This is a genomic window from uncultured Roseobacter sp. (assembly GCF_947495025.1).
In the GTDB taxonomy this organism is placed as follows: Bacteria; Pseudomonadota; Alphaproteobacteria; order Rhodobacterales; family Rhodobacteraceae; genus Roseobacter.
In genome coordinates, this window is sequence record NZ_CANLXG010000001.1 from 1217633 (window position 1) to 1241115 (window position 23483).

General features: G+C 56.3%; 20 protein-coding genes and 2 pseudogenes. 13 read left to right on the plus strand and 9 right to left on the minus strand.

Annotation, left to right across the window (positions count from 1 at the left end):
* The first annotated feature begins 6 nt into the window (after positions 1–6).
* The 3 genes from comD (at position 7) to Q0792_RS05805 (ending at position 2180) form a co-directional block, all read left to right on the plus strand.
* A complete protein-coding gene (gene comD / locus Q0792_RS05795; RefSeq protein ID WP_298837398.1) occupies positions 7–513 on the plus strand; it encodes a sulfopyruvate decarboxylase subunit alpha in 507 nt (168 codons plus the stop codon).
* Complete coding sequence (gene comE / locus Q0792_RS05800) at positions 510–1064, plus strand: sulfopyruvate decarboxylase subunit beta (RefSeq protein WP_298837400.1); 555 nt, start codon at positions 510–512, stop codon at positions 1062–1064. Before comD ends, comE begins: the two co-directional genes overlap by 4 nt.
* 75 nt (positions 1065–1139) lie before the next feature.
* Positions 1140–2180 (plus strand): alpha-hydroxy acid oxidase, encoded by a 1041-nt coding sequence (locus tag Q0792_RS05805; RefSeq protein WP_367276767.1) that lies wholly within the window; start codon positions 1140–1142, stop codon positions 2178–2180.
* On the opposite strand, the gene Q0792_RS05810 is transcribed toward Q0792_RS05805, so the two are convergent.
* Positions 2149–2850, minus strand: coding sequence for an SGNH/GDSL hydrolase family protein (locus Q0792_RS05810; RefSeq protein WP_298837406.1), 702 nt, complete (start codon positions 2848–2850; stop codon positions 2149–2151). The genes Q0792_RS05805 and Q0792_RS05810 overlap by 32 nt on opposite strands.
* Before the next feature lie 180 nt (positions 2851–3030).
* On the opposite strand from Q0792_RS05810, the gene Q0792_RS05815 reads away from it, so the two are divergent.
* Positions 3031–4626 carry a gamma-glutamyltransferase family protein gene (locus tag Q0792_RS05815; protein WP_298837409.1) on the plus strand — a complete coding sequence of 532 codons (1596 nt, stop codon included), beginning with the start codon at positions 3031–3033 and terminating at the stop codon, positions 4624–4626.
* 67 nt (positions 4627–4693) lie between these two features.
* On the opposite strand, the gene Q0792_RS05820 is transcribed toward Q0792_RS05815, so the two are convergent.
* The 3 genes and pseudogenes from Q0792_RS05820 to Q0792_RS05830 form a co-directional block, all read right to left on the minus strand.
* Complete coding sequence (locus tag Q0792_RS05820; RefSeq protein WP_298837412.1) at positions 4694–5290, minus strand: biliverdin-producing heme oxygenase; 597 nt, start codon at positions 5288–5290, stop codon at positions 4694–4696.
* Positions 5291–5334: 44 nt separating this feature from the next.
* Positions 5335–7629 (minus strand): ATP-binding protein, encoded by a 2295-nt coding sequence (locus Q0792_RS05825; protein WP_298837415.1) that lies wholly within the window; start codon positions 7627–7629, stop codon positions 5335–5337.
* 304 nt (positions 7630–7933) lie between these two features.
* Positions 7934–9186: pseudogene (locus Q0792_RS05830) on the minus strand (flavin-containing monooxygenase).
* 204 nt (positions 9187–9390) lie between these two features.
* On the opposite strand from Q0792_RS05830, the pseudogene Q0792_RS05835 reads away from it, so the two are divergent.
* The 3 genes and pseudogenes from Q0792_RS05835 to Q0792_RS05845 all read left to right on the plus strand — a co-directional run bounded on the left by Q0792_RS05835 (position 9391) and on the right by Q0792_RS05845 (position 11645).
* Positions 9391–10548 (plus strand): annotated as a pseudogene (locus Q0792_RS05835) (aromatic ring-hydroxylating dioxygenase subunit alpha).
* A gap of 1 nt (position 10549) precedes the next feature.
* Complete coding sequence (locus Q0792_RS05840; RefSeq protein ID WP_298837417.1) at positions 10550–10969, plus strand: RidA family protein; 420 nt, start codon at positions 10550–10552, stop codon at positions 10967–10969.
* Between the two features lies 1 nt (position 10970).
* The gene (locus Q0792_RS05845; RefSeq protein ID WP_298837420.1) at positions 10971–11645 is read left to right on the plus strand and encodes a DUF1028 domain-containing protein; all 675 of its coding nucleotides are present in this window, start codon (positions 10971–10973) and stop codon (positions 11643–11645) included.
* Positions 11646–12986: 1341 nt separating this feature from the next.
* Here the strand turns inward: Q0792_RS05845 and Q0792_RS05850 are convergent.
* The 3 genes from Q0792_RS05850 to Q0792_RS05860 form a co-directional block, all read right to left on the minus strand.
* The gene (locus tag Q0792_RS05850) at positions 12987–13415 is read right to left on the minus strand and encodes a hypothetical protein (protein WP_298837423.1); all 429 of its coding nucleotides are present in this window, start codon (positions 13413–13415) and stop codon (positions 12987–12989) included.
* Between the two features lie 119 nt (positions 13416–13534).
* Positions 13535–15742: a P-loop NTPase fold protein gene (locus tag Q0792_RS05855; RefSeq protein WP_298837426.1), complete on the minus strand. Its 2208-nt coding sequence runs from the start codon at positions 15740–15742 to the stop codon at positions 13535–13537.
* Positions 15743–15765: 23 nt separating this feature from the next.
* Positions 15766–16842, minus strand: a complete 1077-nt coding sequence (locus Q0792_RS05860; RefSeq protein ID WP_298837429.1) for a DUF4365 domain-containing protein — start codon at positions 16840–16842, stop codon at positions 15766–15768.
* 129 nt (positions 16843–16971) lie between these two features.
* Between Q0792_RS05860 and Q0792_RS05865 the strand changes: the two genes are divergently transcribed.
* The 5 genes from Q0792_RS05865 (at position 16972) to Q0792_RS05885 (ending at position 21451) form a co-directional block, all read left to right on the plus strand.
* Positions 16972–18129 (plus strand): site-specific integrase, encoded by a 1158-nt coding sequence (locus tag Q0792_RS05865; RefSeq protein ID WP_298837432.1) that lies wholly within the window; start codon positions 16972–16974, stop codon positions 18127–18129.
* Entirely contained in the window at positions 18096–18857 is a 762-nt protein-coding gene (locus tag Q0792_RS05870; protein ID WP_298837435.1) for a hypothetical protein, read from the plus strand. Before Q0792_RS05865 ends, Q0792_RS05870 begins: the two co-directional genes overlap by 34 nt.
* A 77-nt stretch (positions 18858–18934) precedes the next feature.
* Entirely contained in the window at positions 18935–19186 is a 252-nt protein-coding gene (locus tag Q0792_RS05875) for an AlpA family transcriptional regulator (RefSeq protein WP_298837438.1), read from the plus strand.
* Positions 19187–19511: 325 nt separating this feature from the next.
* Positions 19512–20471 (plus strand): DNA-primase RepB domain-containing protein, encoded by a 960-nt coding sequence (locus Q0792_RS05880; RefSeq protein WP_298837440.1) that lies wholly within the window; start codon positions 19512–19514, stop codon positions 20469–20471.
* On the plus strand, positions 20468–21451 hold the full coding sequence (locus Q0792_RS05885) for an AAA family ATPase (RefSeq protein WP_298837443.1): 984 nt from the start codon (positions 20468–20470) through the stop codon (positions 21449–21451). Before Q0792_RS05880 ends, Q0792_RS05885 begins: the two co-directional genes overlap by 4 nt.
* Before the next feature lie 478 nt (positions 21452–21929).
* Here the strand turns inward: Q0792_RS05885 and Q0792_RS05890 are convergent, their stop codons facing one another.
* Together Q0792_RS05890 and Q0792_RS05895 are read right to left on the minus strand one after the other, a co-directional pair.
* Positions 21930–22238 carry a hypothetical protein gene (locus tag Q0792_RS05890; protein ID WP_298837446.1) on the minus strand — a complete coding sequence of 103 codons (309 nt, stop codon included), beginning with the start codon at positions 22236–22238 and terminating at the stop codon, positions 21930–21932.
* Between the two features lie 221 nt (positions 22239–22459).
* A complete protein-coding gene (locus tag Q0792_RS05895) occupies positions 22460–22840 on the minus strand; it encodes a hypothetical protein (RefSeq protein ID WP_298837451.1) in 381 nt (126 codons plus the stop codon).
* A 311-nt stretch (positions 22841–23151) separates the two neighbouring features.
* On the opposite strand from Q0792_RS05895, the gene Q0792_RS05900 reads away from it, so the two are divergent.
* Positions 23152–23349: a hypothetical protein gene (locus Q0792_RS05900; protein WP_298837454.1), complete on the plus strand. Its 198-nt coding sequence runs from the start codon at positions 23152–23154 to the stop codon at positions 23347–23349.
* Positions 23350–23483: the final 134 nt, after the last annotated feature.

A 23483-nucleotide genomic window follows, 5' to 3' on the forward strand; every position in this document is an offset into this window, starting at 1 on the left:
TCAAACGTGTCCATCAGTTCCAAGATTGTGGACGATTTCGTCGCCGAAGGCGTTGAATTCATTACCACAGTACCCTGTAAACAGCTCGCTGGCGTCATCGACGAAGTCGAAGCACGTCCGGAAATCCACCACGTGCCTTCGAACAAGGAAGACGAAGGCATGGGGCTGTGCGCCGGTGCCTTTATGGGCGGCAAAAAGCCCGCGATCATCATGCAGAACACAGCGATCGGTGTGACTATCAACACGCTGGCTACGCTGACACAGTTCTACCGGATGCCATTGCCGATGCTGATCTCGTATCGCGGTGAACTGCGCGAGCCGGTTTCCTGCCAGGTCGAAATGGCGGTTCACACCAAGGCGCTGCTGAACCAGATGCTCATCCCGACGTACCACTTCCACAAGGAAGCAGATGCAGCCGAGCTGCCCGAAATTCTGAAATACTGCTTTATGTCCAACAAACCTGTGGCGATCCTGACGGATGCGTCCTTCTGGGGAGGCTACGGCGACCAATGATCCGTTCTGATATCCTTCGTGAAATCGCGCCGATCCTCCGGGATCAGCTTGTTGTCTGCAACATCGGTCTGCCCAGCCAGGAGCTGCACATGATCGACGACAACGCCAAAAACTTTTACATGCTCGGCACGATGGGCCTGTCATCTTCCATCGGTCTCGGCCTTGCCATGGCGCAGGACAAAACAGTCATCTCCATCGACGGTGACGGCTCGGTCCTGACGAATTTCGGCACACTGCCGACGATCGCAAACAACGTGACCGACAACTACATCCTGCTCATCATCGACAACGGCTCCTATGGCTCGACCGGTGACCAGCCGACATACGCGGGCAAGAAGACAAAGCTTGAGGATGTCGCAAAGGCCTGTGGCTGCGAGAACGTTGTCACCTGTGCCGCCGAAGACACCGGTACAGTTCTGCAGGCTGCAATCGACAGCAGGCAGATGACGATCATCGTCGCCAAATGTGAGAGCGGCAACATCAAGCTGCCTGTGATCACGATTGACCCGGTGGTGATCCGCCACCGCTTCATGGAAGCGGTAAAGGCTTAAGAACCCGTGGGAGGGGCGAATGCCATCCACTCCTACGCGGATGCGCGGCGTCTGGCACGCCGCCGTCTGCCGTGGATGGTGTTCGACTATATTGACGGGGCGGCCGGAGAAGGTGTGGCGGAAGCCCGCAATCTGGCCGCCCTGCGCGACATCACGCTGGAGCCGCGCGTTCTGGTCAATGTGACCGAACGTGACATCGGCAGTACGGTCTTTGATCACGCAGGCAAGGTGCCCTTTGGCATCAGCCCGATGGGCATGTGCAATCTGTCCGGGCCGGGTGCGGATATCATGCTGGCGCGGATTGCCGCAAAACATCAGGTTCCCTGTGGCGTGTCCACCGTGGCGTCGACCTCGCTTGAAACGATGATCGAGGAAGCCGACGGTCACGCCTGGTTCCAGCTGTATTTTTCCGGCGATGGCAGCGGGACAACAAAACTTGTCGAACGCGCAAAAGCGGCCGGTTACAAAACACTGATCATGACGCTGGATGTGCCTGAAGTCGGGCGGCGGCCGCGCGAGTTGCGGCGCGGGTTCAAGATGCCGTTCCGGATCGGGCCGATGCAGTTTATCGACTTTGCGCTGCACCCGCAGTGGTCGATCTCCAGCCTGCTCTCAGGCGCGCCGGATCTTGCGAATTTCAAAGCACCGGGTTTCACCTTTGACCGGACCGAGAGCCGGGCACTGGCCGACTGGGATTTCCTCAAAAGGCTGCGGGATCAGTGGGATGGTAATCTGGTCGCCAAGGGCGTTACTCATGTCGATGATGCCGTGCGTCTGCAAAAGGAAGGCGTCGATGCCATTCAGGTTTCCAGCCACGGTGGCAGGCAACTGGACAGCGCACCTCCGCCCATACTGGCGCTGCAGGCGATCCGCCAGGCGCTTGGACCCGACTATCCGCTGTTCTACGACACCGGAATGCGTTCCGGTGAGGACGTCATAAAAGCCTATATGATGGGCGCAGATTTCGTCTTTTTCGGCCGCGCGATGCAGTTCGCGATTGCCGCCGGTGGCCGCGACGGGCTGTCCGCCTTCTGGAAGCTGATCGCGGATGAGGCCAGTCTGACCCTCGCGCAGATGGGCCGGGTCAGTATGCCGGGTCCGGGGACGCGTTTCTGATCACCCCTGCGACGCGCAGGGCAATGGCGCGACTGCCTTTCCGGGACGGGTGCACCATATCGTCATCATGATAGGAACGATCGCCGAACGGCACCAGATCCTTCATCGACACAAACCAGAAGTTTTCATCGGTCGCGGCCCGTCTGGCCAGACGCGCTTCGATTTCGTCACCCTCTTCCCGGCAGTGTTCAAAACCTGAACGCACTCCCGGGCTGCGCAGGTATCCGACCCAGATCACCCGTGCGCCGGCGGTCTGTGCCCGGTCGATGATGTCCGGAATTGCGCCGGTGCTGCCATCAGCCGAAATCATGCGGTTGATCCTGCGGTCGCAGAACGCACAGGCGCAGCTCATCCAAAGGTCATTTCCGCCACCGTTGAGGATAACCCAGTCCCAGTCGGCCGGAACGTATTGCTTGGAGATATTCATGCCCAGCGCCCCGGTGATCGGCAACCGGTAAAAGATGCGTGCCCCCGGCACAGAGCGATCTATAACCGGTTCATTGAGAATCTGCTCGATCACGTCCGACACTGAATTGTCCGAGCCGTCGTGCCAGGCGAGCATGGAATCCCCCATGGTCAGAATGCGCGCGGGCTGATCGTTACTGACCTGTTCCGTACATCCCGCCAGCAGAGCAAATGTTACGCAGACTGATATGAGAAAACGGATCATTCTAATCCCCGGCACCAGGTCACAAAGCCCAAGCCTATGGCCTGCGCCGCAGATCACCAAGCCTGCGGCGACATTGATTAACAACTGGTTAACAGTAAGTCGTGATCAGCGGTGATCTTGACAGCATCAGAAACAGACAGGCACAAGGTGCCTTCGCCCGGGCATGATAAAGGATGCAGCATGAAGCTACGCGACACACACCACTACCCTTCGCGCCGGTCAGCAGTAACAGCAGATAATGTCGTGGCCACCTCGCAGCCGCTGGCGGCTCAGGCCGGTCTGTCGATGCTGGCGCGTGGTGGAAACGCCGCAGATGCGGCCATCGCAACCGCGATCACACTTACACTGGTTGAACCCACCGGAAACGGCGTGGGCTCGGACGCATTTGCCATTCTTTGGGACGGCGAAGAACTGCACGGGCTGAATGCTTCCGGCCGCTCTCCTGCCGGCTGGACGCCAGAGCGTTTTGCCGGTCTGCAGGAAATGCCATTTCACGGGTGGGAGAGCGTTACCGTGCCGGGTGCCGTGTCCGGCTGGGTCGCCGTCTCGGAACGTTTCGGCAAACTGCCTTTCGCAGAGCTGTTTGCCCCGGCGATTGCGCTGGCGGAAAACGGCTTTCTCGTCACGCCGAAAATCGCGGCACTCTGGGCCCGTGCTGCGGGGCAACTGGCCGGGCAGCCAGGCTTTGCGGAAACCTTTTTGCCGGACGGCATCGCTCCGGCGGCCGGCACCCGTTTCCGGAATGCACCGCTGGCCAAAACGCTGCGCCTGATTGCACAGACGAAAGGCAGATCGTTTTACGAGGGTGAACTCGCCCAGGCCATAACCGGTTTCGCGGCAGAGCATGATGCAGCACTCACCATGGCAGATATGGCTGCTCACCGGGCAGACTGGTGCGGTACAATAAGCCGTTCTTTCGCTGGTACTGAACTGCATGAAATTCCACCGAACGGCCAGGGAATCGCGGCACTGATGGGCCTTGGTATTCTTGAACATACACCAGTTCGCGAACTGGGTGCGGATAACCCGCTGGCCTTTCATTTTCAGATCGAAGCGATGAAACTGGCGCTGGCTGATGCAGAGGCCTACGTTGCCGATCCCGGGCACATGAACGACACAACGGCCGACCATATGCTGAGCGACGCCTATCTGAAGGCGCGCGCCGGTCTGATCGATCCCGCAAAGGCTCAGAACTTTGGTGCGGGCGCCCCGAAACATGGGGGAACAGTTTACCTTACGGCAGCGGATGCGTCTGGCATGATGGTGTCTTTCATCCAGTCGAATTATGCCGGGTTTGGTTCAGGTGTCGCCGTACCGGGCACCGGCATTCATCTGCAGAACCGGGGCGCAGGCTTTTCGCTTGATCCCGCAAGCCAGAACAGGGTCGGTCCCGCGAAGCGGCCCTTTCACACGATCATCCCCGGGTTTCTGATGGGCGATGACGGGCCATTGATGAGTTTCGGCGTCATGGGCGGACCTATGCAGGCCCAGGGGCATGTCCAGATGGTGCTCAGAACCCGGGTCTGGGGGCAGGATCCGCAGATGGCCGTGGACGCCCCGCGCTGGCGTGTGACCGAAGGCATGGGGGTGGCGATAGAAGACACAATGCCTGAGGCAACGCTGTCGGCGCTTCGGGCCATGGGTCACGGGATTTCGCTGGAAACGCCGGACAATGCTTTTGGCTTTGGTGGTGCTCAGCTGATCTGCCGGCTGCCGGAGGGCGGGTATGCAGCGGGTTCCGACCCGCGTAAAGACGGTGCAGCGGTCGGCTTCTGACCATATGTGGCTGGTGGCCGACACGCCAGGAGCAGGGACCAGCTGCGGTTGTGCCGCCCGGTGCAGTTCAGGTTTCGACACCCGGCTTGTGGCTGTCTGATATTTCCTGTGTTTGCCGGCGCATTGTCAGGTCACGTGAAGGGTCGCCCCTGCCCGCCGCAACCCGGTCGGCAAAAGACGTTACCCAGTTAAAAGCATAAAGTGCGCCATCCAGAAGATGTGACCTGTCCGCTTCTTTTCGTCCGAATGCCTCCATCTCGGTGGCCATCTGCCGCCAGGTGTCAGCGCGTACCGGTAATCCGAAAAATGCCGCGGGCACCCCTGGTAAAAAAAGCGAGGTTCTGCGGGCAATTACATTTCCGCCAAAACCGGACCCGTGGCAGACGTACAGCACGCCCAGGAGAAATGGCGCACCATGATGGTCCGGGATGCAAAAATGCGACCCGGGCCGCTCAGATCGCCGGCACCCGATATCCGCGCGCAGCGCCGACGTTTGCCGCCGCAGATGAAACTGCCCGAACAGGCCGGACTGCATACGCCGTTCCTCGGCTCCGGAAAACAGGTGGAAAAACACTTCTATCGCGTCAAAATAACTCTGCTCGCTCAGATCATGCCGCAAAAGCGCTGCAAAAACAGGATGATCGTGCAGCGCTTCGTGTGCCATGCGTGTCTGCGCGGCCACCCAGTGCCGTACCGGGGATTGCGCGGTCACGAGCGCGCGTGCTTTGGCAGAGTGATCACGAAACACGTGCCACCGGTGTAAGCGGGATCGATCCGGATACTGCCGCCATGTGCCTCGACAAGAGCGCGGCATATCGCAAGCCCCAGGCCGGTCCCTTCGATTTCGTCCTGACTGTGCAGACGCTGCATCGGCTCGAAAACGTATTCGGCCTTATGCGCCGGAATACCCATGCCGTTGTCCGCTACGCGCAATACAATCTGCTCGCCACGGTCCTCACCGGTTATCCGGATGTGCGGCGCCCGCGTCGGATCACGGTATTTGATGGCGTTACCCAGAAGATTGTCAAACAACCGTCGCAGCCGAGCCGCGTCGCCCGTAAATCCGGGCAGCGGACCGATATCGAAAACGGCTCCGGCGGCCGCACTGTCGCCGCTCAGCACTTTTCGCGCGCTTTCCACAAGCTCGCCGGTGTTCACTGTGCTTGTCTGCAGTTCCGTATGCTGCGCTTCCGCGAGTTGCAGAAGATCTGATGTCAGGTTCTGCATGCGCTGGCTTGACACCTCTGCGATGCTGTAGGCCTCGTCGACCACTTCCGGGTCAAAACCATCTTCCCGCATCATTTCCAGTGCAAAATTGATACCGCGCAGCGGGGCCTTGAGATCATGCACAGCAATGCCGACAAAGCGTTTGATTGCGTCGGTCTGTTCTTTCATCGCAAGTTGGCTGGCGATGTCTTTGAGTTCTTCGTTTTCCCGCGACAGCAGCAACTGTGACGCAACGATATCAAGAATCTCCTTGAGCACTTCGCGGGCGCTTTCCAGCTCCGTCTGTCGCCAGGGCATGCTCTGATCAGAGTGCGTGCTTTCCCATCTGGCAAAGGAGTTGCGCGGCATCAGACCGGCCAGTGGGTCATCGCTCGCAGGCACTTTCTGCGGCTGGCCAGCCCAGGCAACCGATTTGGTGATTGGCCGGCGAAACCAGATCAGCTGGCAGACACGATGGGCAACAATCGGTTGCATCAGAACCCCGCAGGCTGTGTCCATGTGCTCGCCTGCCGGACTCCAGTCTGCGTGCAGCTGCGTGGTGCACAGCTGATCGTCAGGATTTTCCAGATTGGCCCAGCTCAGAAGGTCACGGATGAAGGTATCCGGTGGCGTTGTCCCGCTTGTGTAGAGCTGGTCACCATAGCACAGCGCAAAACCATCCGAATTCAGGAACTCCTGAAACATCGGGATCATCTCGGCAATAACGCTTTCGATATCACCTTTCTGGCGCATCCTGACTGCAATCTCGTGCTCGATCCGGCGCACCCTGACGAGGTTCCTCGTAGTTTCGGCGTCTTCTTCCATCTCGACCCGACGCATCAGAGCAGCCCCGATTTCATACCCGAGACCCCAGTCGTCGTAAGGCATCCAGATTTCGCTGTGATGGTGACAGGAAATGAGCCCCCAGAGTTTGCCACGTGACATCAGGCTGATGGAAAATGACGCGCTGACACCCATGTTTCGCAGGTAGGCTGTGTGCATCGGAGACACCGACCTCAGGAGCGAATAGCTGAGATCAGGCGGCCCGCTCTGTGTGGCATCACAGATCACAGGCTGTGTGTTTTCGTCAAATGCTGACCCGATGGCGCGGCATGGCATCAGAGAATACATTGCCCGGGCCTGCTGCGGAATGTCCGTATCGGGAAAACACAGTCCAAGAAAGCTGTCGGTGTCGTCGTGCGCCCGCGCCTCTGCGATAACATGTCCCGACCAGTCTGGCTGGAACTGATAAATTTTTGCCCTGTCAAACCCTGTCAGCTCCCGCACCGAGGTCACGGCAATTTCAAAAGCATCCTCAAGCGACTCTGACCTCTGGATTGCGGAACAGCATCGTGCTGTCCGCCGGACTTTTTGTTTGAGGCCCTGTGCGCCTGCCTCGGAGTTTGGCAGAAACTCAAGCAACGACTGCCGGGCTCCGAAATGCACCACAGTATCGTAAATCGTGTTATCGACGCGGGCGTCCTCATCCAGCACGATATGGCTGGCCGGATCCCCCTGCCCGCAGGACATCAGCGCATCTGCGAGATCAGCGTCAAACTCGGACAGCGGCGCACCCAGAGCACCGTGGATTTCCGTCCCCAGAAACGCCGCGGTATTTGGTGATCCGCCAATCAGTCTGTTTGTCTCCCGGTCGAGCACCAGAAGTGCCCCGAGGCTTTGAATCCGACCGCTCAGGTGCACCTGCTCCTGATCACAGGCCGACAGCGACGCCGCCTGAGTGTTGTCAAAGAAGTTCTGGAGACTGTCGAAAGAACGGGGAGAATTGAGTTGTGTCACAATACTTCCTGCATCTGTCCGCTCCCCTGTCAGACCCTGCGTGAAGATTCTGAACAAATTGTAAACAAACGCGGTGACAGATTTCATTTACGGCCCGTAACACCTGACAGCGATCGGCACCGGTAAATTTCCGGAAAGACGCAGACAGAACGCTTCGCGTCGCGCGGGTCAGGCGCCTCTGTGCTGTGTCCGTGGCGACCCCTTGTCCGGAACGCCGGCCACCCGCCGACCATCCCGCGCAGGGTCCGGCAGCCGGGAACGGGTGCCGGCCTGCCCCCTGCTCAGAGAACTCGATCTGAAAACGTCACACCCTGCTCTGGTGGTATGCCAGATAATCCCGCTGGATAGCGATCTGATCGGCAACGAACTTTGCGTCGTGCCATACCCCCATATGAACGAAGACCCGCGGCGCGACTGCCACGGCAGCCCGACAAAATAGAGACCGGGCACCTCTGATACGCCGCGCTGATGGATGGGCCGTCCGGTCTCGTCGAGGGTGTCGGCGTTCAACCAGTTATAGTCAAAGCGAAAACCCGTGGCCCAGATGACAGTGCTGATCCCGTGCCCGGCCAGGTCAAGCGCCCGGACCGGATCGGACACGCAGGCAGGATCATCCGGAATATCCCAGGCATCAGGTTCGGGCGGCAGATCCAGACCGTTGCAGTCCGCAAAAGCATCTGCTGCTTCGAGAAGCGACAGATAACCGGCGTCTCCCGCGTCAAGGTTGGTCTTCAGATCACCGGCGATATGCAGCACGCCGTTCTCATACGCCCGGGTCATGCCAAGCAGCGAGACGCCCCGCCCGGCAAGACGTCGGAAATCCACCGTTCTGCCACCATGCGCGCCGCTGACCGCGATTGTCACGTGTTCCGTCCCGGGGGCCGGTGTGTCCATATTCCAGATACCCAGGACACCCAGCCACCACACATTGTCACGCCCGCGATAGCGCCTTGGCGGGCGCTCGTGCGGGCCGACAGATAAGTAGACCCTGCGACCGGCCTCGTTCAGTTCCGCGGCGATCTGAGAGCCGGAAGACCCGCCCCCGATCACCAGAACAGCGCCTTCGGGCAGAGTCTGCGGATTGCGGTAGGCCGTCGAGTGTATCTGCGTGACGGCGGCTGTTTCCGGAATAACCGGGGGGATCGCCGGCTTCTGAAACGGGCCGGTTGCGCAAACCACATTTCGCGCGTCAAAGGTGCCCGCTGACGTGCGCACGAGAAACCCCGCACGGCCTGTGTGGGGAGTGACCTCTTCTACCGCAACACCGGTCCTCACCGGCGCCGAGATCATCCTCGCGTAGTCTTCGAAATATTTTGCGACGCTTTCCTTGCCGGCGAATGCGTCCTCGTCACACGTAAACGTCATGCCAGGAAAGCGGTCATGCCAGGCAGGCCCGTTCGCGACCAGAGAATCCCAGCGCTCCGAGCGCCAGCGCTCCGCGATGCGTCCCCGCTCGAGAACGACATGGTTGATGCCATGAGATGTAAGGTGCTCGCTGGTTGCGACCCCTCCCTGACCTGCGCCAATAACCAGTGTGTCGATCTGTTCCATAGTCATAGCCTGTTCTGCTGACCACCAGTGCTAACGGTCGTGCGCCCGGGCACCAACCAGTCATTTGCAAAGCATTGGTTTTGCATCTTCAGACGTTGGTAAGTTTGCGGCTTATCAACAGCAAGGCGTTCGGGCACTTTCCTTTTGTCCGGACCGGTCGCACTATTGTGCTTGAAATTTGCGTACCGACTCATCGCTGGAGATCTGTCTATGCCGAAGGATCATGCTGACCCGATTGCCGCTCTGCGGGAAAACACCGCTGTGCCGTTTGAACGCGCACGGGCAATGCCGAACGAAGTATACACGTCGCAGGCATTTGTTGATGCCGAGCTTGAACACGTCTTCCGCAAGGACTGGTACTGTGTCGGGCGCGCGGACGCCCTGTCGTCGCCCGGAGATTACGTTTCCTGCGAACTCGCCGACCAGCCCATTGTTGTGCTGCGCGACCAGGACGGCGCTCTGCGGGCGATGAGCAATGTCTGCCTGCACCGCATGTCAACTCTGCTGCACGGGCGCGGGAACGCAAAGACCATTGTCTGCCCCTATCACGCCTGGACCTACAACCTTGATGGTAAACTGCGCGGCGCGCCAGCGATGGCGCAGAATGACGCGTTCTGCAAGGATCACTACACCCTCCCTCAGGTCCGCTGCGAGGAATGGCTGGGGTGGGTGTTCATCTGCCTTGATCCGGATGCCGCACCGGTTGCGGAGCAACTGTCCGACGTGGCGCGGATGATCGAAGGTTACAACATGACCGGATATTCCGAATCCTTCTACGAGTAGCACGTCTGGGATACGAACTGGAAGGTTCTGGCCGAAAACTTTATGGAAAGCTACCACCTGCCCGTCTGCCATGCCGGCACCATCGGGGGGCTGTCCAGGCTCGAGGACATGATCTGCCCACCGGGCGGAGCTGCATACAACTATCATACGATCCTGAAAGACGACACTCTGCGCATCGCGCTGGCGCATCCCACACGCAATGACCGGCTTCACGGGGATGAAAGGCGCATGACAATTCTGCTTGCTCTCTATCCCGGCCTGATGATCACGCTGACTCCGGGCTATTTCTGGTATCTCTCCCTGCACCCGAGGGGACCGGGGCAGGTTCACATCCGCTTTGGCGGCGGCATGTCGGACGATTTTGCAGATGACCCGGACGCGCAGGACAATTTTGTCGCCCTCAAGACTCTTCTTGACGATGTGAATGTCGAAGACCGGGGGTGCACCGAAAAAGTATACCGCGGCCTTTGTTCGGACATGGCAACGCCTGGGCATCTGAGCCACCTGGAGCGCCCCAACTACGACTTTGCGCAGTATCTCATGGCAAAAATCGATGCCGGGCGCGGCGAACAGGGAGCCGCCTGAAATGGCGCATGAGCGGATCCGACATTTCAACACCCGCGAAACCTACCCCGAACAATCACTCGACAACGATCTCTGCCAGGCAGTGGTCACGCGAGGGGGGAAAACGGTGTGGATGCGCGGACAGTGCCCTCAGAATCTCGAGGACGCAGCGAACATCGACAGCCACGACCCATCTGAACAGACCCACAAGGTCATGCAGAATATCCGCCAGCTGATCGAAGAGGCCGGGGGCGAGATGTCGCATCTGGTCAAGGTCGTTGTCTACATCACAGATGTACGCCACCGCGAGGCGGTGTACCGGACCATGGGCGAGTACATCAGGGGGGTGCACCCGGTCTCTACGGGGCTGGTGGTACAGGCTCTTGCGCGTCCGGAATGGCTGGTGGAAATAGACGCCACCGCCGTTATTCCGGACACCTGAGGTGACTTTCTCGCTCGTGGCACGCTGTGCGCAATCCGGGATGCTGGGAATGGCGATTTCCTCGTCTTCGCCGGCGGTGGCGGCGCGGTGTGCCTTTGCCCGCGCCGGTGTGGGCGCAGTGGCCAGCCAGAACGTGACCGATCCGCGCCTCGGGCCTGTGGCACTGGAACTGATGGAACAGGGTCTGTCAGCCGGCGACGCTGTGCACAGGATCAGACAGCAGACGGCGCACATCGAATACCGCCAGGTGCTGGCCATCGACGCGCAGGGTCGCACAGCCACTTATTCAGGTTCACATGTCCTGGGTAACTGGAATGAAGCACGCGGCGAGAACGTCGCATCTGGCGGAAACCTTCTGGACAACGACAGGGTACCTGCGGCGGTTGTCTCCGCATTCGAAGCCTCGGATGGTCATCTGGGTGACCGCCTGATCACAGCGATGCGTGCAGCACTCCTGGCCGGGGGTGAAGCCGGGCCCGTGCATTCCGCAGGTCTTTTGCTGGTTGACACCGTCGCCTGGCCAGTCGCCGATCTGCGCTGCGACTGGACAGAAGACTGCCCCATAGAAGCCCTGGCAACCGCCTGGGACGTATACAGACCGCAACTGGACGATTACGTGCGCCGCGCGCTGGACCCTTCGGCCGCTCCATCCTACGGCGTACCGGGCGACGCGTAACATCTATTTATCAGGGAGGCTTGATTGCCCCGCCTGCGCAACGGTCTTCAGGGCCCCGACGTTTTGCCAGTGACGCGGACATACAGGCACGCTTTGTCTCCGACAGCGCTGAGCAGTGTCGGAAAACTCGTTTTGGATTTGCGTGGCAACGATTTCCTGAACGCTTCCCGCCAGTCATGCCGCGTGGTCAGAATGCCTTTCGTCACCTGGAATTTATGCATTGGCATCGCACCGGATCAAACGCATAAAACCCTTGCTCACCGGGCTTTACCCGGCAATGCCAAAGCTGGTAGCTCAGCCTCAGCGTGAGCCGCGGAAAAGTCGGCAGGCGAGCCGGGAAGCTCATTCAGGTTGTCTGATAAGCGTTGCGTGACCGCGTCAATCCATCTGATTTGGCCAATCGATGCGCCCGCATCAGGTTCGACGGCCGGAACGCCTGCCAAGCGGTTCGCATCGCCGAGGCCGGCAGAGCAAATTCCGGCTGTGCTGAAACCGTGACATGGTATTTTGCGGTCTTCAGCGATTTAAGCTGCGTCACTGACGTCCTGCAGACAGCTGTTTTCGCTTGATTTAAATGGTGCCCGGGGGCGGAATCGAACCACCGACACGAGGATTTTCAATTTTCCTGGGTCTCCATTCATTCTTTCTCAAATCAACTCAGGCCAAGGCAAAAAACACTTTCATTGAATACCTTGTGGCTTCCAGACCATACCGAGGTCCTTCAAGCCATTTCATCCTAGCTCGGCTGTGTTTGCACCCATCGGACACCCAAGAGAGGCTTTGGCCTCGCAATTCGAGACAGCAAACCGAGTCTTGGTACGCAGCACCATAACTTCAGGTCGTTACTTTTCTCGCCGTTTGTATCGGCTTTCCAACGCCACGAACATGTGCCTTCCGCCAAGTGAGTTTCCCATTTCGCGCAAGAAACAGATGGCCACGGACCCAATGCGCAGTTCTTTTTCTACCAACAGTATCAGCGTCGTCATCCGTTCCCAATGAAGCTTTCAGTTGGCCCGCTGCCGCTTTGCCTAGCTTGATGGTAGACAAACTGAATTTTGGAGGCTTAACCCCTCGATGCTCAAACGACTTCAACACCTTTTTCGAAGGCGCAGTTGGTTCGCAAATCTCAACGAGTTCTGGCCGACCGTGTAGCCCTGCAAGAGACATAGCCAGTGCCACGCACTTGGTTGCAGTTTGCAGATCGTTTTGCTCCCGATCCCTGATGGTCTCAGCATCAAAGGGCGCGTCACGACGAAGCTTATCTCTGTTCAATCTTTCCTTGTCGCTCTCAGTTACTGCATCTTGGAAATACGCGTATGGAGTATCTGACAAACTAACGGTTCAATCGGCAGCGAAGACAACCTCTGTCCCAGAGTAGATAACCGAAAGAGACTTGTTCCTAGGAAACTTGAACAGTTGGGCCACAAAAACCCGCAGCCCATCTTCAACGTAGTCGATAACTGCCCCCAGACGCCCGTGATGTTTTCCATCAGGTGTTGACGCATCGATCTCAAGCCAAAGTTCTTTGAACGGCAAGCGAACTTTTGCAATCGATTGATAGAAGTCTTCGGCGCTTAGTTCTGCCGCGCTATCCAGCAAAAATTTCGAGGCGTTTTTGTCCACATGAAACGGTTTGGCTTCAAGCACGCGATCCTCGACAGATCGCGCGAAAGATGCATCCCCATTCCATACAAGTGGGTTGGAAGCAGACGACAAATCGGTCAACAAAGTGTCACGCAGCCTTATGGCGCGACTAAACCCTCTATTCATAAGTTATGCTCCATTGAGATACCTGTCTTCGCACCACTTGGCATGGTGCCTGTTGGCGAAATGCCGTTCCTGGTAATGATGACGACATTTGGTTGTACCCCTGAGTCAAAAAGTCGATCTCAATGCCGTGATTGCTCAATGGCCAGCTGTATCTCAGCCACCTGATCTGCGAATTCTCCATCCTTCAAGCCGTCCAAGCGCGCTTCAGTTTGGCCCCAGTCAAGGAACCTAGAGACGGCTTCCTTGGACAGGGGATAGTAAACTCTGTCGCTCATTGCCCAACTCCTAAGGTGGTCCAAGATTTGGAGGAACCCTTCGTCGGAAGCCGTGTGCTCTTGAAACCAATCAATGGCTTGGTCATCCTCTGTTAGGTTAAGCCAGCCGTATAGGTAACCTGAAACATCGGGGAGATTTGCTATGAGGGCTTTGGTCTCTGGCCGCCTGACGCGCTCTTTCAGTATTTCAATGGCACCGTTCAAGACCTCGTCTGAAATCTCCCATTGCTCATGGTGTTCGGCTTGATCTCCAACCCTCCCATGTTGAAACAACTGACTCCTAAAGAACTTTCCAACCAACCAATTTATGGCTACACCATCTGCTGCCATTTCTTGGACAACTTCGGGCTGTCTGGCTGGATTCAATTCAACCAAGCGACTGAGACATCTCTTCGCAACTCTATTCGCGACTGCGTCAAGCGATAGATCGAAAGCGCGATGCTCCCCATCTTCCTCCAACGCAACATCCATCATGTCGGAAAGCGCTTTAAGTACCCCTGCCAGTTGATCTTCATTTAGTGCAGCAATGCACTCGTCGTCTAGTCTGTCGAGCACGTGTTCGAACCAAGTTTTTCCCGAACTCCGACGCTTCCTCACCTCTTCCGTAAATCGTGTGGTCAACTGGTCTGGGTTGTCCCTTGCCAATTGCAAAAGCTCATTGAAGACACCATCAGGCATAACGGTTTTTGGGCCTGTGAGAGCAAAGTAAAACCTGTAATGTAAAGGGCTACCCAGTCGCTTTAGTGCTACTGCTTCCGAAACAGCCGCAGAATTCATGGTATTGAACACTCGTTTGTCGGCTTCCTCCACATTGGCCACACCGGGCACGAAGCGTCTCAAATTCCAAATTGAACGGCCTGAATCGGCTCCCTCAGAAGGCAGCAATTTCTTTAGCTCATTGCCCATTTTGGTTCTTTCGTCACTTGCAACGGATGCGTCTCCCGTTATCAGCACAGAACGCACCGACAGATATACCTCAAGCCATTGATACAGCTTGAAGTTTGTCGTTTTTATCAAATGAAGACGACAAAAATCTGGGAAGTACACGTCGTCTGCGACCTGTGGAAACACAAAACGAATGCTGTTCAAGGCAAGCTTGACTTCTCTCGGTGTGGACAAGCCCATTCCTTCTCGGTCAACTGCTGACTTTAGGTCGTCGAGCAGGGGGTCTTCAGCATCCGACCCAGTGACTTCTGCATAGATAGCTTTCGCTTCATCAAGAAATTGAGTGCGAAGATCGAATGGTTCAGGAAGTGGAATGCTGAAGGTGAGTTGGTCTATTTTTTGAAGAAAAAGATCACCGTCAGCAACCTTGAGGCCAGTCTTAAGAGCTTGAGCCAGTACTTCGCGATCATAGCACATCAAGTATGCTACCCTTGGGAAGTCAGCGACTGACCGAACCAAACGGACCACTTCAACTGCTTGCTCGGGTTCAAGACGGTCAAGGTCGTCGAGGATCACAACGAACCCAACATTCAAATCCTGAATTTTTTTCGATATCTTTTGTTTTAGCTCGGATGGTGTGGGGCCAGTCGGCAAAACCTGTTCTGCAGCATCAGCTCCTGCTTGCAACACGCCACCAACGATCTGAGCGCCGGGTACAAAGTAACCTGCGACATTCGCAACAGAGGCTATCCCACGGGCTGTCTTGGGACCATAGTCGCGAAGCAATTGACCGACTTCAGCCATCGCGTCCAGTGCAGCGTTTCCTTCTTCGCCATTGGCCGCAGCGAGTTCATCTTCTCGTGACTTCAGTATTGCCGATATTGGGTCCAACAGCGACGAAACCAGCGAAGACGCATCCCCGTTCAGCCAAGGCGCGATTGTAATTGTATAAATCCCTTGCTTTTGAGCATCATCCAGTTCGGAGCGAAGGAAGTTCAACAATGAGGTCTTTCCTGATCCCCACCGTCCTTCCAGCCCAATGACCATGCCATCGCCTTTTGACGCTTCAATGATTGATGGCGCTAGTCGTTTAGCCATGCCGACGAAACCAAATTGGTCCTCGGCTTCGTTTTCGAGTGCCCGGTCTGAATCTAAAGTTGTGGCCATGCTATTTCCTTAAAAACAATTCGTTATCGCTTTGGTGTCGGCTCTTGTAAGCATAGCGATTGGAGGTAAACTGCATCCGCCCGGTTTGGCCACTTCATGGTGCAATAGTCACGGTCCTTTTCTGGGATATGAAGAATGCCAGCCCCGGTTTCGAACGCAGTTTCTAGCGTAGCAATTTTCAGCCAAATACTCATCGCGTCCAGTTCGGCGTGTGCTTCCCGAAACTGACAATACCAACTCAACTCGTAGAGCTTCAGCTCGTCAAATCTGTGTGCCAAACCAAGCGACATTGCATGGTCGGGAAAACCGTCATAAAGGCCGAGCAAACCATCGAGACCGGCTAGCGAGTAGGTGTCTCCCCTAACAACCATCTTCAGAATTTGATCAGCATCCAATCTGTCGCCAAACCGCCGAGTGAGGTCTACCAAAACTTTTCCAAATTCTTGCGAATCTACCCGCGAAAGGTGAGGGCCACGCTTGATAAGCTTGTCGATAGCTCCATTGAAAATCGCGATGTGGGCGTCATCGCCGAGGTGCTCAAGCAGGTCCGAAGCCAGCGCCAGTGCCTTCGCATCATACTTTGAGGAAAACACTTCAAATAGTTTCTGAACGGCCATTAACTGAGAGCCTTTGGTTACGCCAAGCGCGATCTCGGGTAGGTGATGCTGGAACGACAGGTTTAGCTTATTTTCTTCAGGGACCTTTATCAGAGCGCTTTTGGAACCGCATAAAATGCCCTCTCTGCCAATAAGGTACTCTTGGAGCCACAAATAGTGGATTTCGTTGCTCCGAACATTCACAAGGAGAAGAAGAACCGGGACTCGGAACTGATTTGCGTATTTCAAATACTCAGTTTTTAGTCGAACGTAGTAGCCACGGTTTTTATAGATAGGTTTGAGCGTTCCCTTGACCTGAAGCTTCACGAGAGCACCAGATAGTTCTTCGACACCGTCAGTAACGTCAATAAGCTCTGCCTCCAAATCAATTCCGAAATCATGCGACTGTGTTCGGCAAATCCAATTTGGAGCCTTTAGGAACGCTCCTTGGGCGATATGTTCAGCGAGGTCTCCGGTCCTTTGAGAAATTGATCTTTTTGGCAAACGACTCGTTCCTAAGTCAGTATTCTGAGTACTAAGTTGTTGCACTTCCCCTCGGATTGTCTAGCTGCTCTTCAAACCCCTTCAGATTGTACCCTGACACGCGGATTCTGGGTGTCTTACGATGTCTGCATGAAACAGATGCTGACAACCAAATCACTCGACTCGATGCCACCGGCGACCGCCAAACGGTACGAGGTCCGCGATCAGAAAGTAAACGGCCTGCATGTGCGTGTGTCGACCACAGGTGCCAAGGTGTTCTACACGATGGCGCGCCCGAACGGCTCGCGCAGGCGCATCAAAATCGGCCCTTATCCTGTGGTCTCCCTTGCCGACGCCAGACGCAAAGCAATGGAAATTGCCCGTGATGTCGAGTTGGGCGAGTTCGAGAAAGCGCCTGAGGTCTCGGAGGAATCGGCCCCGACGCTGGGCGAGATCATCCCCAAGTTCATCGAGCTTCATGCAAAGCCAAACACCAAGGACTGGAAACGCACCGAAAGCGTTCTGCAAAAGTTCGACGGCTTGAAGGATCGGCCTATCGACCAGATCAAGCGGCAGGATGTCAGCAAGGTGCTGGACGGCATCATCGCCAACGGCACGCCGACACGCGCAAACCGGGCGCTCTCAGCGATCAAAAAGCTCATGAACTGGTGTGTTATGCGTGGCGATATCGAAACATCGCCTGTGGCTCTTCTCAGGCCGCCTACGCGTGAGGTTCCGCGTGATCGTGTGCTGAGCGATGATGAAATTCAAAATATCTGGCAACAGAGCGACGTCGAGGGCTACCCGTTTGGTCCCTTCCTCAAATTGCTGATGATGACAGGGCAGCGACGGGCAGAAGTGTCTGACATGCGCTGGTCTGAACTCAATCTTGATGAGGGAATTTGGGAACTTCCGGCGAGCCGTGTGAAAAACGCGCGCCTGCATATCGTGCCTTTGCCTCCACAGGCCGTGGATATACTGCGATCCCTGCACAGGTTCCTCGAAAGCGACTTCGTTTTCACGACGACTGGGCGTTCAGCAATTTCTGGGTTCGGACGCCTCAAGGAACGTATCGAGGCGACGTTGCCCAAAAACACACCTGATTGGCGCTTCCATGATTTCAGGCGCACGGCCTCCACAGGGATGGCAAAGATCGGCATTGCACCCCATGTGATCGATGCCGTGACCAACCTTAAATCAGGAGTCGTCTCAGGCGTTGGCGCAACCTACAATCGCTACACGTATTTCAACGAGAAGCGTGAGGCGCTGGAGCAATGGGCCGACCACCTAGCCGAATTAACAAGTTAGCATTCCCAAAGGTATGGCGTGAAATTGAAGCGTACCACGAGAAGCATTGGGAAATACGGCTGCGCCCTGCTGCCAATCTCATAGGCTATTTCTTATATCCAGTCGGCTGGCATTGGACCGAATTCCGTCCACTTACGGAAGATGACAAGATGCCCTACGAGCAAGTAGCACGAGAGACCTCACGCCAAGGCTTGCCTTTGAAGCGCCCTATACGCCAGCCCGCGCTCAAAAGATGGCAGGCCGGGCGAACGTATCGGCTATATGCTGCGACAGAGTACCTAGAAAAACTATTCGTTCGAGAAGGTTTGAAGTATTTCTCCCATTCGGTACGAAACCCGGGATTGCGCAACCGAGACGCACGCACGGTGACACGCAGCCTGAACAGGTCTGATTTTTCAAAAATACGCGTCTTGGACTCAACTGTTGGTCGCCTTACTTCGGAGCAGTTTGATCTGACCGTGGATGCAATGGGTTTGGTTTCATTGCTGATCGAAGCAACAGAAACGCGTGGAGCGCCCAACAAGCACAACTTGCTTGAGGTCGAGCGATGGTGCCGTGACCACATTGAACGCAACACAGAGCTACTAAAAGAAACTGCCAAGCCTAAGGCAACGCTCATAAATGCAGCGAGTGACTGGCAAGGCGAGACCTACCCGGAACCGGCAGGTCCAGACCAAATCCGGCCAATCGTTGACAAACTGCTGCGAGAGTATGACTGCGAAGAATAAACTCGATTTATTCCTCAAAGATTGCCGGAAGAATCATGGGTAATTGAAAGACCTCCACACAAAACAGGAGGTCCGAAATGGAACCGAAACAGAACACTGGGGACGACATCCCCAAACAGCCCAAGGTGCTGCTGACGCGATCAGACTTGCAAAGCATGGGCGTCAATCTATCGAATTCGTCGCTGCTTAGGGCTGAGGCCCGCGGTGCCTTCCCACGTCGGCTGCGATTAAGTCCGGCAAAGGTTTGCTGGGATCGCGCGGAGGTGGCCGAATGGTTGGATCGCCGCAAGGCCGAGCGTGCCGATTGGCACTATGCTGATGCGAGGTAAGCCAAGATGGAAGCTGCTTATACTCGCACATATTGCCCGAGATGCTTGAAGTATCTGGGCATCAAAAACACACCGAAACAACTAAGGCGATTTGAAGCCAAGGGTGTATTTCCCAAAAGAATTGGCCCCTCCACATGGAACGCTGAAGAGGTTGATAAGTGGTATCTAGCTGTAACGGGAACCCACGCACCTTTCCTCATTTGCAGAACCTGAAATAAGCGACGGTGGGGCGATAATCGCCCCTCCATTCTTCAACACAAAACGCAGCGAAACAGACGTGCGCATCGCACGGATGGTGAAGCTATGTGTTTCGAAAGGACATATCATGACACCGGAAATTGATGACTTCCTGACGCCCTCGCTCTTTCAAGACGGCTGGCCAGATCGAACTACAGTGAAAGAGCAGGACGAGTTTCTGTTCGCGATCTGGGGACCACAGGTATGGGACAGTGTGACAACCTACGCCTCGCTCTGCTTTCGCAAAAAGGGTTCGTCACGAATGGTGCAAGAGTTCGTGCAGGTCGATGATGACATGTCCGTGGCTGACATCCTGCGCTCCTACAGCCGACACGAGTGGGACCAGTATTTCAGTCCCAATACCTACACCCGGAAGAACCGAAAACTCAGCAGCGTATTCCATGATTGTTGGTTTGGTTGGTGCGAAGTGGACGAAGCCGATCCATTTGCATTCAACCCCAAACCGTCAATCGTGTGGCAGACGTCGCCGGGACGTACCCAAGCGCTATGGTGCTGGGGTTGCCCTCATACGCCTGAAACGGCGTCGGCATATTCCAAAGCCCTCGCCTATCGGTTCGGAGGCGACAAAGGTGGTAGTGCAGCAAACAAGCTCCTGAGGATACCGGGATCATACAATCACAAGCCGGAATACGGGAAGCCGTTCATCCCACTTTTGAAGTTCGACCCCACGTGTATGGATGAAAGGCCAAAGCTGTTACTCAGCCAGCGAGGTTCGTACACGGTCAATCTTCGTGGTCAGGATTTGGACCCACATGCGCATTCTAAATGGGATGTGTGGAAAAGATACCGACACAAGCTGGACGCTTCGACTAGCTCGCTTATCAGGCACAACACAGCGCGCGCCCACGATAGGTCAAACCGAATTTTCGCAATGGTGGCCGGGCTTCACGAGGCCGGTGCCTCGTTGGACGAAATCGCAAGCGTCATCTGGGCCAGCCCCTATTTTCGGGACAAGCACGGGGACAACTTGAGCCGTCTTGGGCGCGAAATCCACGCGATCATCGCGAAGGTGGGGGACACTCAATGACCTCAAAGAAAAAGGAACTGTTCGTCGGCTTGGATACAATCGACCCCAAGGCAGTCGAGTGGCTGTGGGAGCCGTTCATCCCGTTTAGCATGATCACGATCATGGAGGGCGATCCCGGCGTCGGCAAATCCTTCCTCGCGATGCAACTGGCCGTACAGGTCAGCATTGGTGGGGAATTACCAGATGGTCAAAAGGTGGGGCGCGGTCGCGTCCTTTACCTCAGCGCCGAGGATGATGCAGCTTATACGATCAGGCCGCGCATCGATGCGATGGGGGGCGATCCGTCACGCATTCGGGTTCAGGGTGACTTCCTGTCGCTGGACGAGAAAGGTCTGCAGGCGCTCATGCGCGAGGTGAAGCGAAAGCCACCGGACCTTCTCATCCTTGACCCGTTGTTCGCCTATATCCCGGCTGGGCAAGATATCTACAAGCCCAATGTAATCCGGCAGCTTTTGTCCTTCCTGAAAGACATCGCTGAAGCTGGCGAGACTGCTGTGGTGATCATCCGGCACCTGACCAAGGCCAAGCACGACAAGGCCATCTACAGAGGTGGTGGGTCTATGGATGTGATCGGCGCTGCTAGGTCCGCTTTCTTGGTCTGCGAACATCCAAACGACAGTTCGACCAAGCTGGTTGTTCACATCAAACACAACATCGCCACGAGGGGGCAAACCCAAAGCTACGAGATTGCTGGCGAGGAAGGAGGTATGGCGACCCTGAATTGGCTTGGGCCGTCAGACATCACGATTGATGATCTGATTTCTTCCGATGGCCCACCCCGAATGTCGGCACTGGACGAGGCGACCCAGTTCCTGCGCGTATTTCTCAAGAACGGCCCTGAGGCGTCCACAAGGGTTGAGAAAGAGGCTGCTGCACGCGACATCTCCCCCAAGACCTTGGAACGCGCACGGCGTGCTCTGGGCGTCAGGTCAAAGAAGAAGGGGAAAGGCTGGTTTTTGTCGTTGCCAGACGAAGAATGACCACAGGTGAGTATGAAGTGCGCCAAGAACGCCAACATCGCCATTGTTGATTTTGGCGTGCTTCACCCCTCAAGTTCGCCATGATGATGCGCGACGCCCTTGGCGATCTTGACGTTCTTGGGATCGGCTAGGGGCCGAAAATCTCGGAGATACGTATGACCACTTGGCCGCGCAAAGGGAGCGCGTCGATAAAAAAACGCCTCCCCCATCCCCCTTGTGGTCTTCTACGGCCAGCGCCTCAGAAGGTTCGTTCAGATGTGCCCGAGAACGACACGCGGACTATTGATCAGGCTGTTGGAGGTGCAGCGGACTCGAATAGCTGAGTCTTTTCAATCAGTCTTCATTTGGGTTCATCTGAGTGGGTGCTTTCGGGTGCCACGTGGGTGGGTTTACTCATTGGCTGGAATGTCTGCAGTGTCATATTTTGGCCAGCCATTTCTTTAGTAACGAGACAAGAATAGACCACGATACCAACACATCAGCCACGCCGTTTCCGAAGTTCGATTTCGCGGCGCACCCTGCGCCATTTGCCCTGATCTGTGAGTTCAGACCGATACCAGGCTTCGTATTCTCGGTTGGCAGCAACTTCCACTGCCCGGTCACCGTATTCATCGATCAGTTCACCTGCCAGCGCGATGATTTCGGATTTCGGGATCAGCGTCGGCAGCACCCAGCCCTCCCACATGACCCACACAAAGGCGATCACCGCAGGAGCCAGAACGACTGTGACGAAGATGATGATCTCTATCGGCTCCAGCGCGATGCCTCCTGTCGCTTGCGCGAGCACGTTAAGAAATAGGCAGGTGTCCGTCAGGGAAAATCCTGATCAATGCAGGAGACTTGGGTCGGACGCGAAAATGGCATCACCAATCACCTGAGCGCCTGCCTGAGCGCGCCAGCAGTGTATTTGACGGGATCACCTCACCTCGGGCGCTCTTCGGGGTCTCTGGCTCATTGCAACGCTGCCACGCGCGCGTCTAACTCTGCCTGCCGGGGATTTGTTGCAGGTCATTCCGAGTTGCACACCGGCAAGCCCCTATGCGCCTCCACATGCTCCCAGATCAGTCGCCGTTCGGCATAGGCGATGTAGGGATGCAAGATTTCCGGCTTGAGATCGATGCCGTTTGGCAGGTGCACGGAAACGAACAGGCCAGTCGTGTCGCCGTCGAACACGCCGTGGAACGTGACGCCACCCGCGTGCCCCTTTTGTCCGGTGACGGCAGATCGATTGAACTGCCGTATCCTGCCCCTGATGCCTTTAGTGCCCCACGTCCGACCGATGTAGACAGTACTGCTTGGATCACCCTTTGCGATCACGTAAATGCCTGCATGCTGTGGCAACCCTGTCAGCTCATCCCAGCATACTGGCTCAGATACATGTAAACCCATAGTGCCCCGACCTGCGAGCGCCCTCGCTGTTGACTGGTGATCGGGGTGTTAGCAATCCGCGCGTACACGGACCCTGTGCCTTTAGCCGGAGCCTGTTGTATAACACAGGCACCCCGACCATAGGGTCAAAGGTTGAGCCGACGCATCGGCCTAGTACGCGCGGGGTTGCTATGCCCCAACGTGACCGCGTCTGCCACGTCGAGACGACGATTAGCAGCAATCTTAGAAAAGCTAAAGACGGGCTGGGGTTATCCCTGACACCTCAGCGGTCCGTGTCTTATCGATCTGCATCAGAAACTCGGGAGATCGAAATGACCGACATCTTAACACTGAAAGCCCTGTGCGAAGAACTGAAGATTGACCCGCGCGAAGCTCGCGAACGCCTACGCGCTGCAGTCGGCGACGCAAAAGCGAACCCAGAACTGGCAAAGGCCCGTAAGCCGCGCACGCCGTGGCAGTGGGTGAAGGGGTCGGCGGCAGAAAAGCAGGCGCGATCAATTTTGGGTTGAAGTAAGCAAATTCCATCCGCAGCCTTGTGCAAGCTTATTTCGACCTGCTACCGTTCTGAGAGAATTTAATTTTTTGGTTTAAATGAACGTCGCAAGTAAGCCCTCTACGCACAAGGCTGCCGGTCAGTATCTTG

Bases quoted from the DNA above. Each gene is read 5' to 3' on its own strand.
- Q0792_RS05885 (WP_298837443.1), top strand. From the start codon at position 20,468: ATGACCTCAAAGAAAAAGGAACTGTTCGTCGGCTTGGATACAATCGAC.
- Q0792_RS05840 (WP_298837417.1), top strand. From the start codon at position 10,550: ATGGCGCATGAGCGGATCCGACATTTCAACACCCGCGAAACCTACCCC.
- Q0792_RS05880 (WP_298837440.1), top strand. From the start codon at position 19,512: ATGACACCGGAAATTGATGACTTCCTGACGCCCTCGCTCTTTCAAGAC.
- Q0792_RS05870 (WP_298837435.1), top strand. From the start codon at position 18,096: ATGGGCCGACCACCTAGCCGAATTAACAAGTTAGCATTCCCAAAGGTA.
- Q0792_RS05820 (WP_298837412.1), bottom strand. From the start codon at position 5,290: ATGGCACACGAAGCGCTGCACGATCATCCTGTTTTTGCAGCGCTTTTG.
- Q0792_RS05805 (WP_367276767.1), top strand. From the start codon at position 1,140: ATGGTGTTCGACTATATTGACGGGGCGGCCGGAGAAGGTGTGGCGGAA.
- Q0792_RS05900 (WP_298837454.1), top strand. From the start codon at position 23,152: ATGACCGACATCTTAACACTGAAAGCCCTGTGCGAAGAACTGAAGATT.
- Q0792_RS05815 (WP_298837409.1), top strand. From the start codon at position 3,031: ATGAAGCTACGCGACACACACCACTACCCTTCGCGCCGGTCAGCAGTA.
- Q0792_RS05875 (WP_298837438.1), top strand. From the start codon at position 18,935: ATGGAACCGAAACAGAACACTGGGGACGACATCCCCAAACAGCCCAAG.
- Q0792_RS05810 (WP_298837406.1), bottom strand. From the start codon at position 2,850: ATGATCCGTTTTCTCATATCAGTCTGCGTAACATTTGCTCTGCTGGCG.
- Q0792_RS05850 (WP_298837423.1), bottom strand. From the start codon at position 13,415: ATGAATAGAGGGTTTAGTCGCGCCATAAGGCTGCGTGACACTTTGTTG.
- Q0792_RS05865 (WP_298837432.1), top strand. From the start codon at position 16,972: ATGAAACAGATGCTGACAACCAAATCACTCGACTCGATGCCACCGGCG.
- Q0792_RS05855 (WP_298837426.1), bottom strand. From the start codon at position 15,742: ATGGCCACAACTTTAGATTCAGACCGGGCACTCGAAAACGAAGCCGAG.
- Q0792_RS05895 (WP_298837451.1), bottom strand. From the start codon at position 22,840: ATGGGTTTACATGTATCTGAGCCAGTATGCTGGGATGAGCTGACAGGG.
- comE (WP_298837400.1), top strand. From the start codon at position 510: ATGATCCGTTCTGATATCCTTCGTGAAATCGCGCCGATCCTCCGGGAT.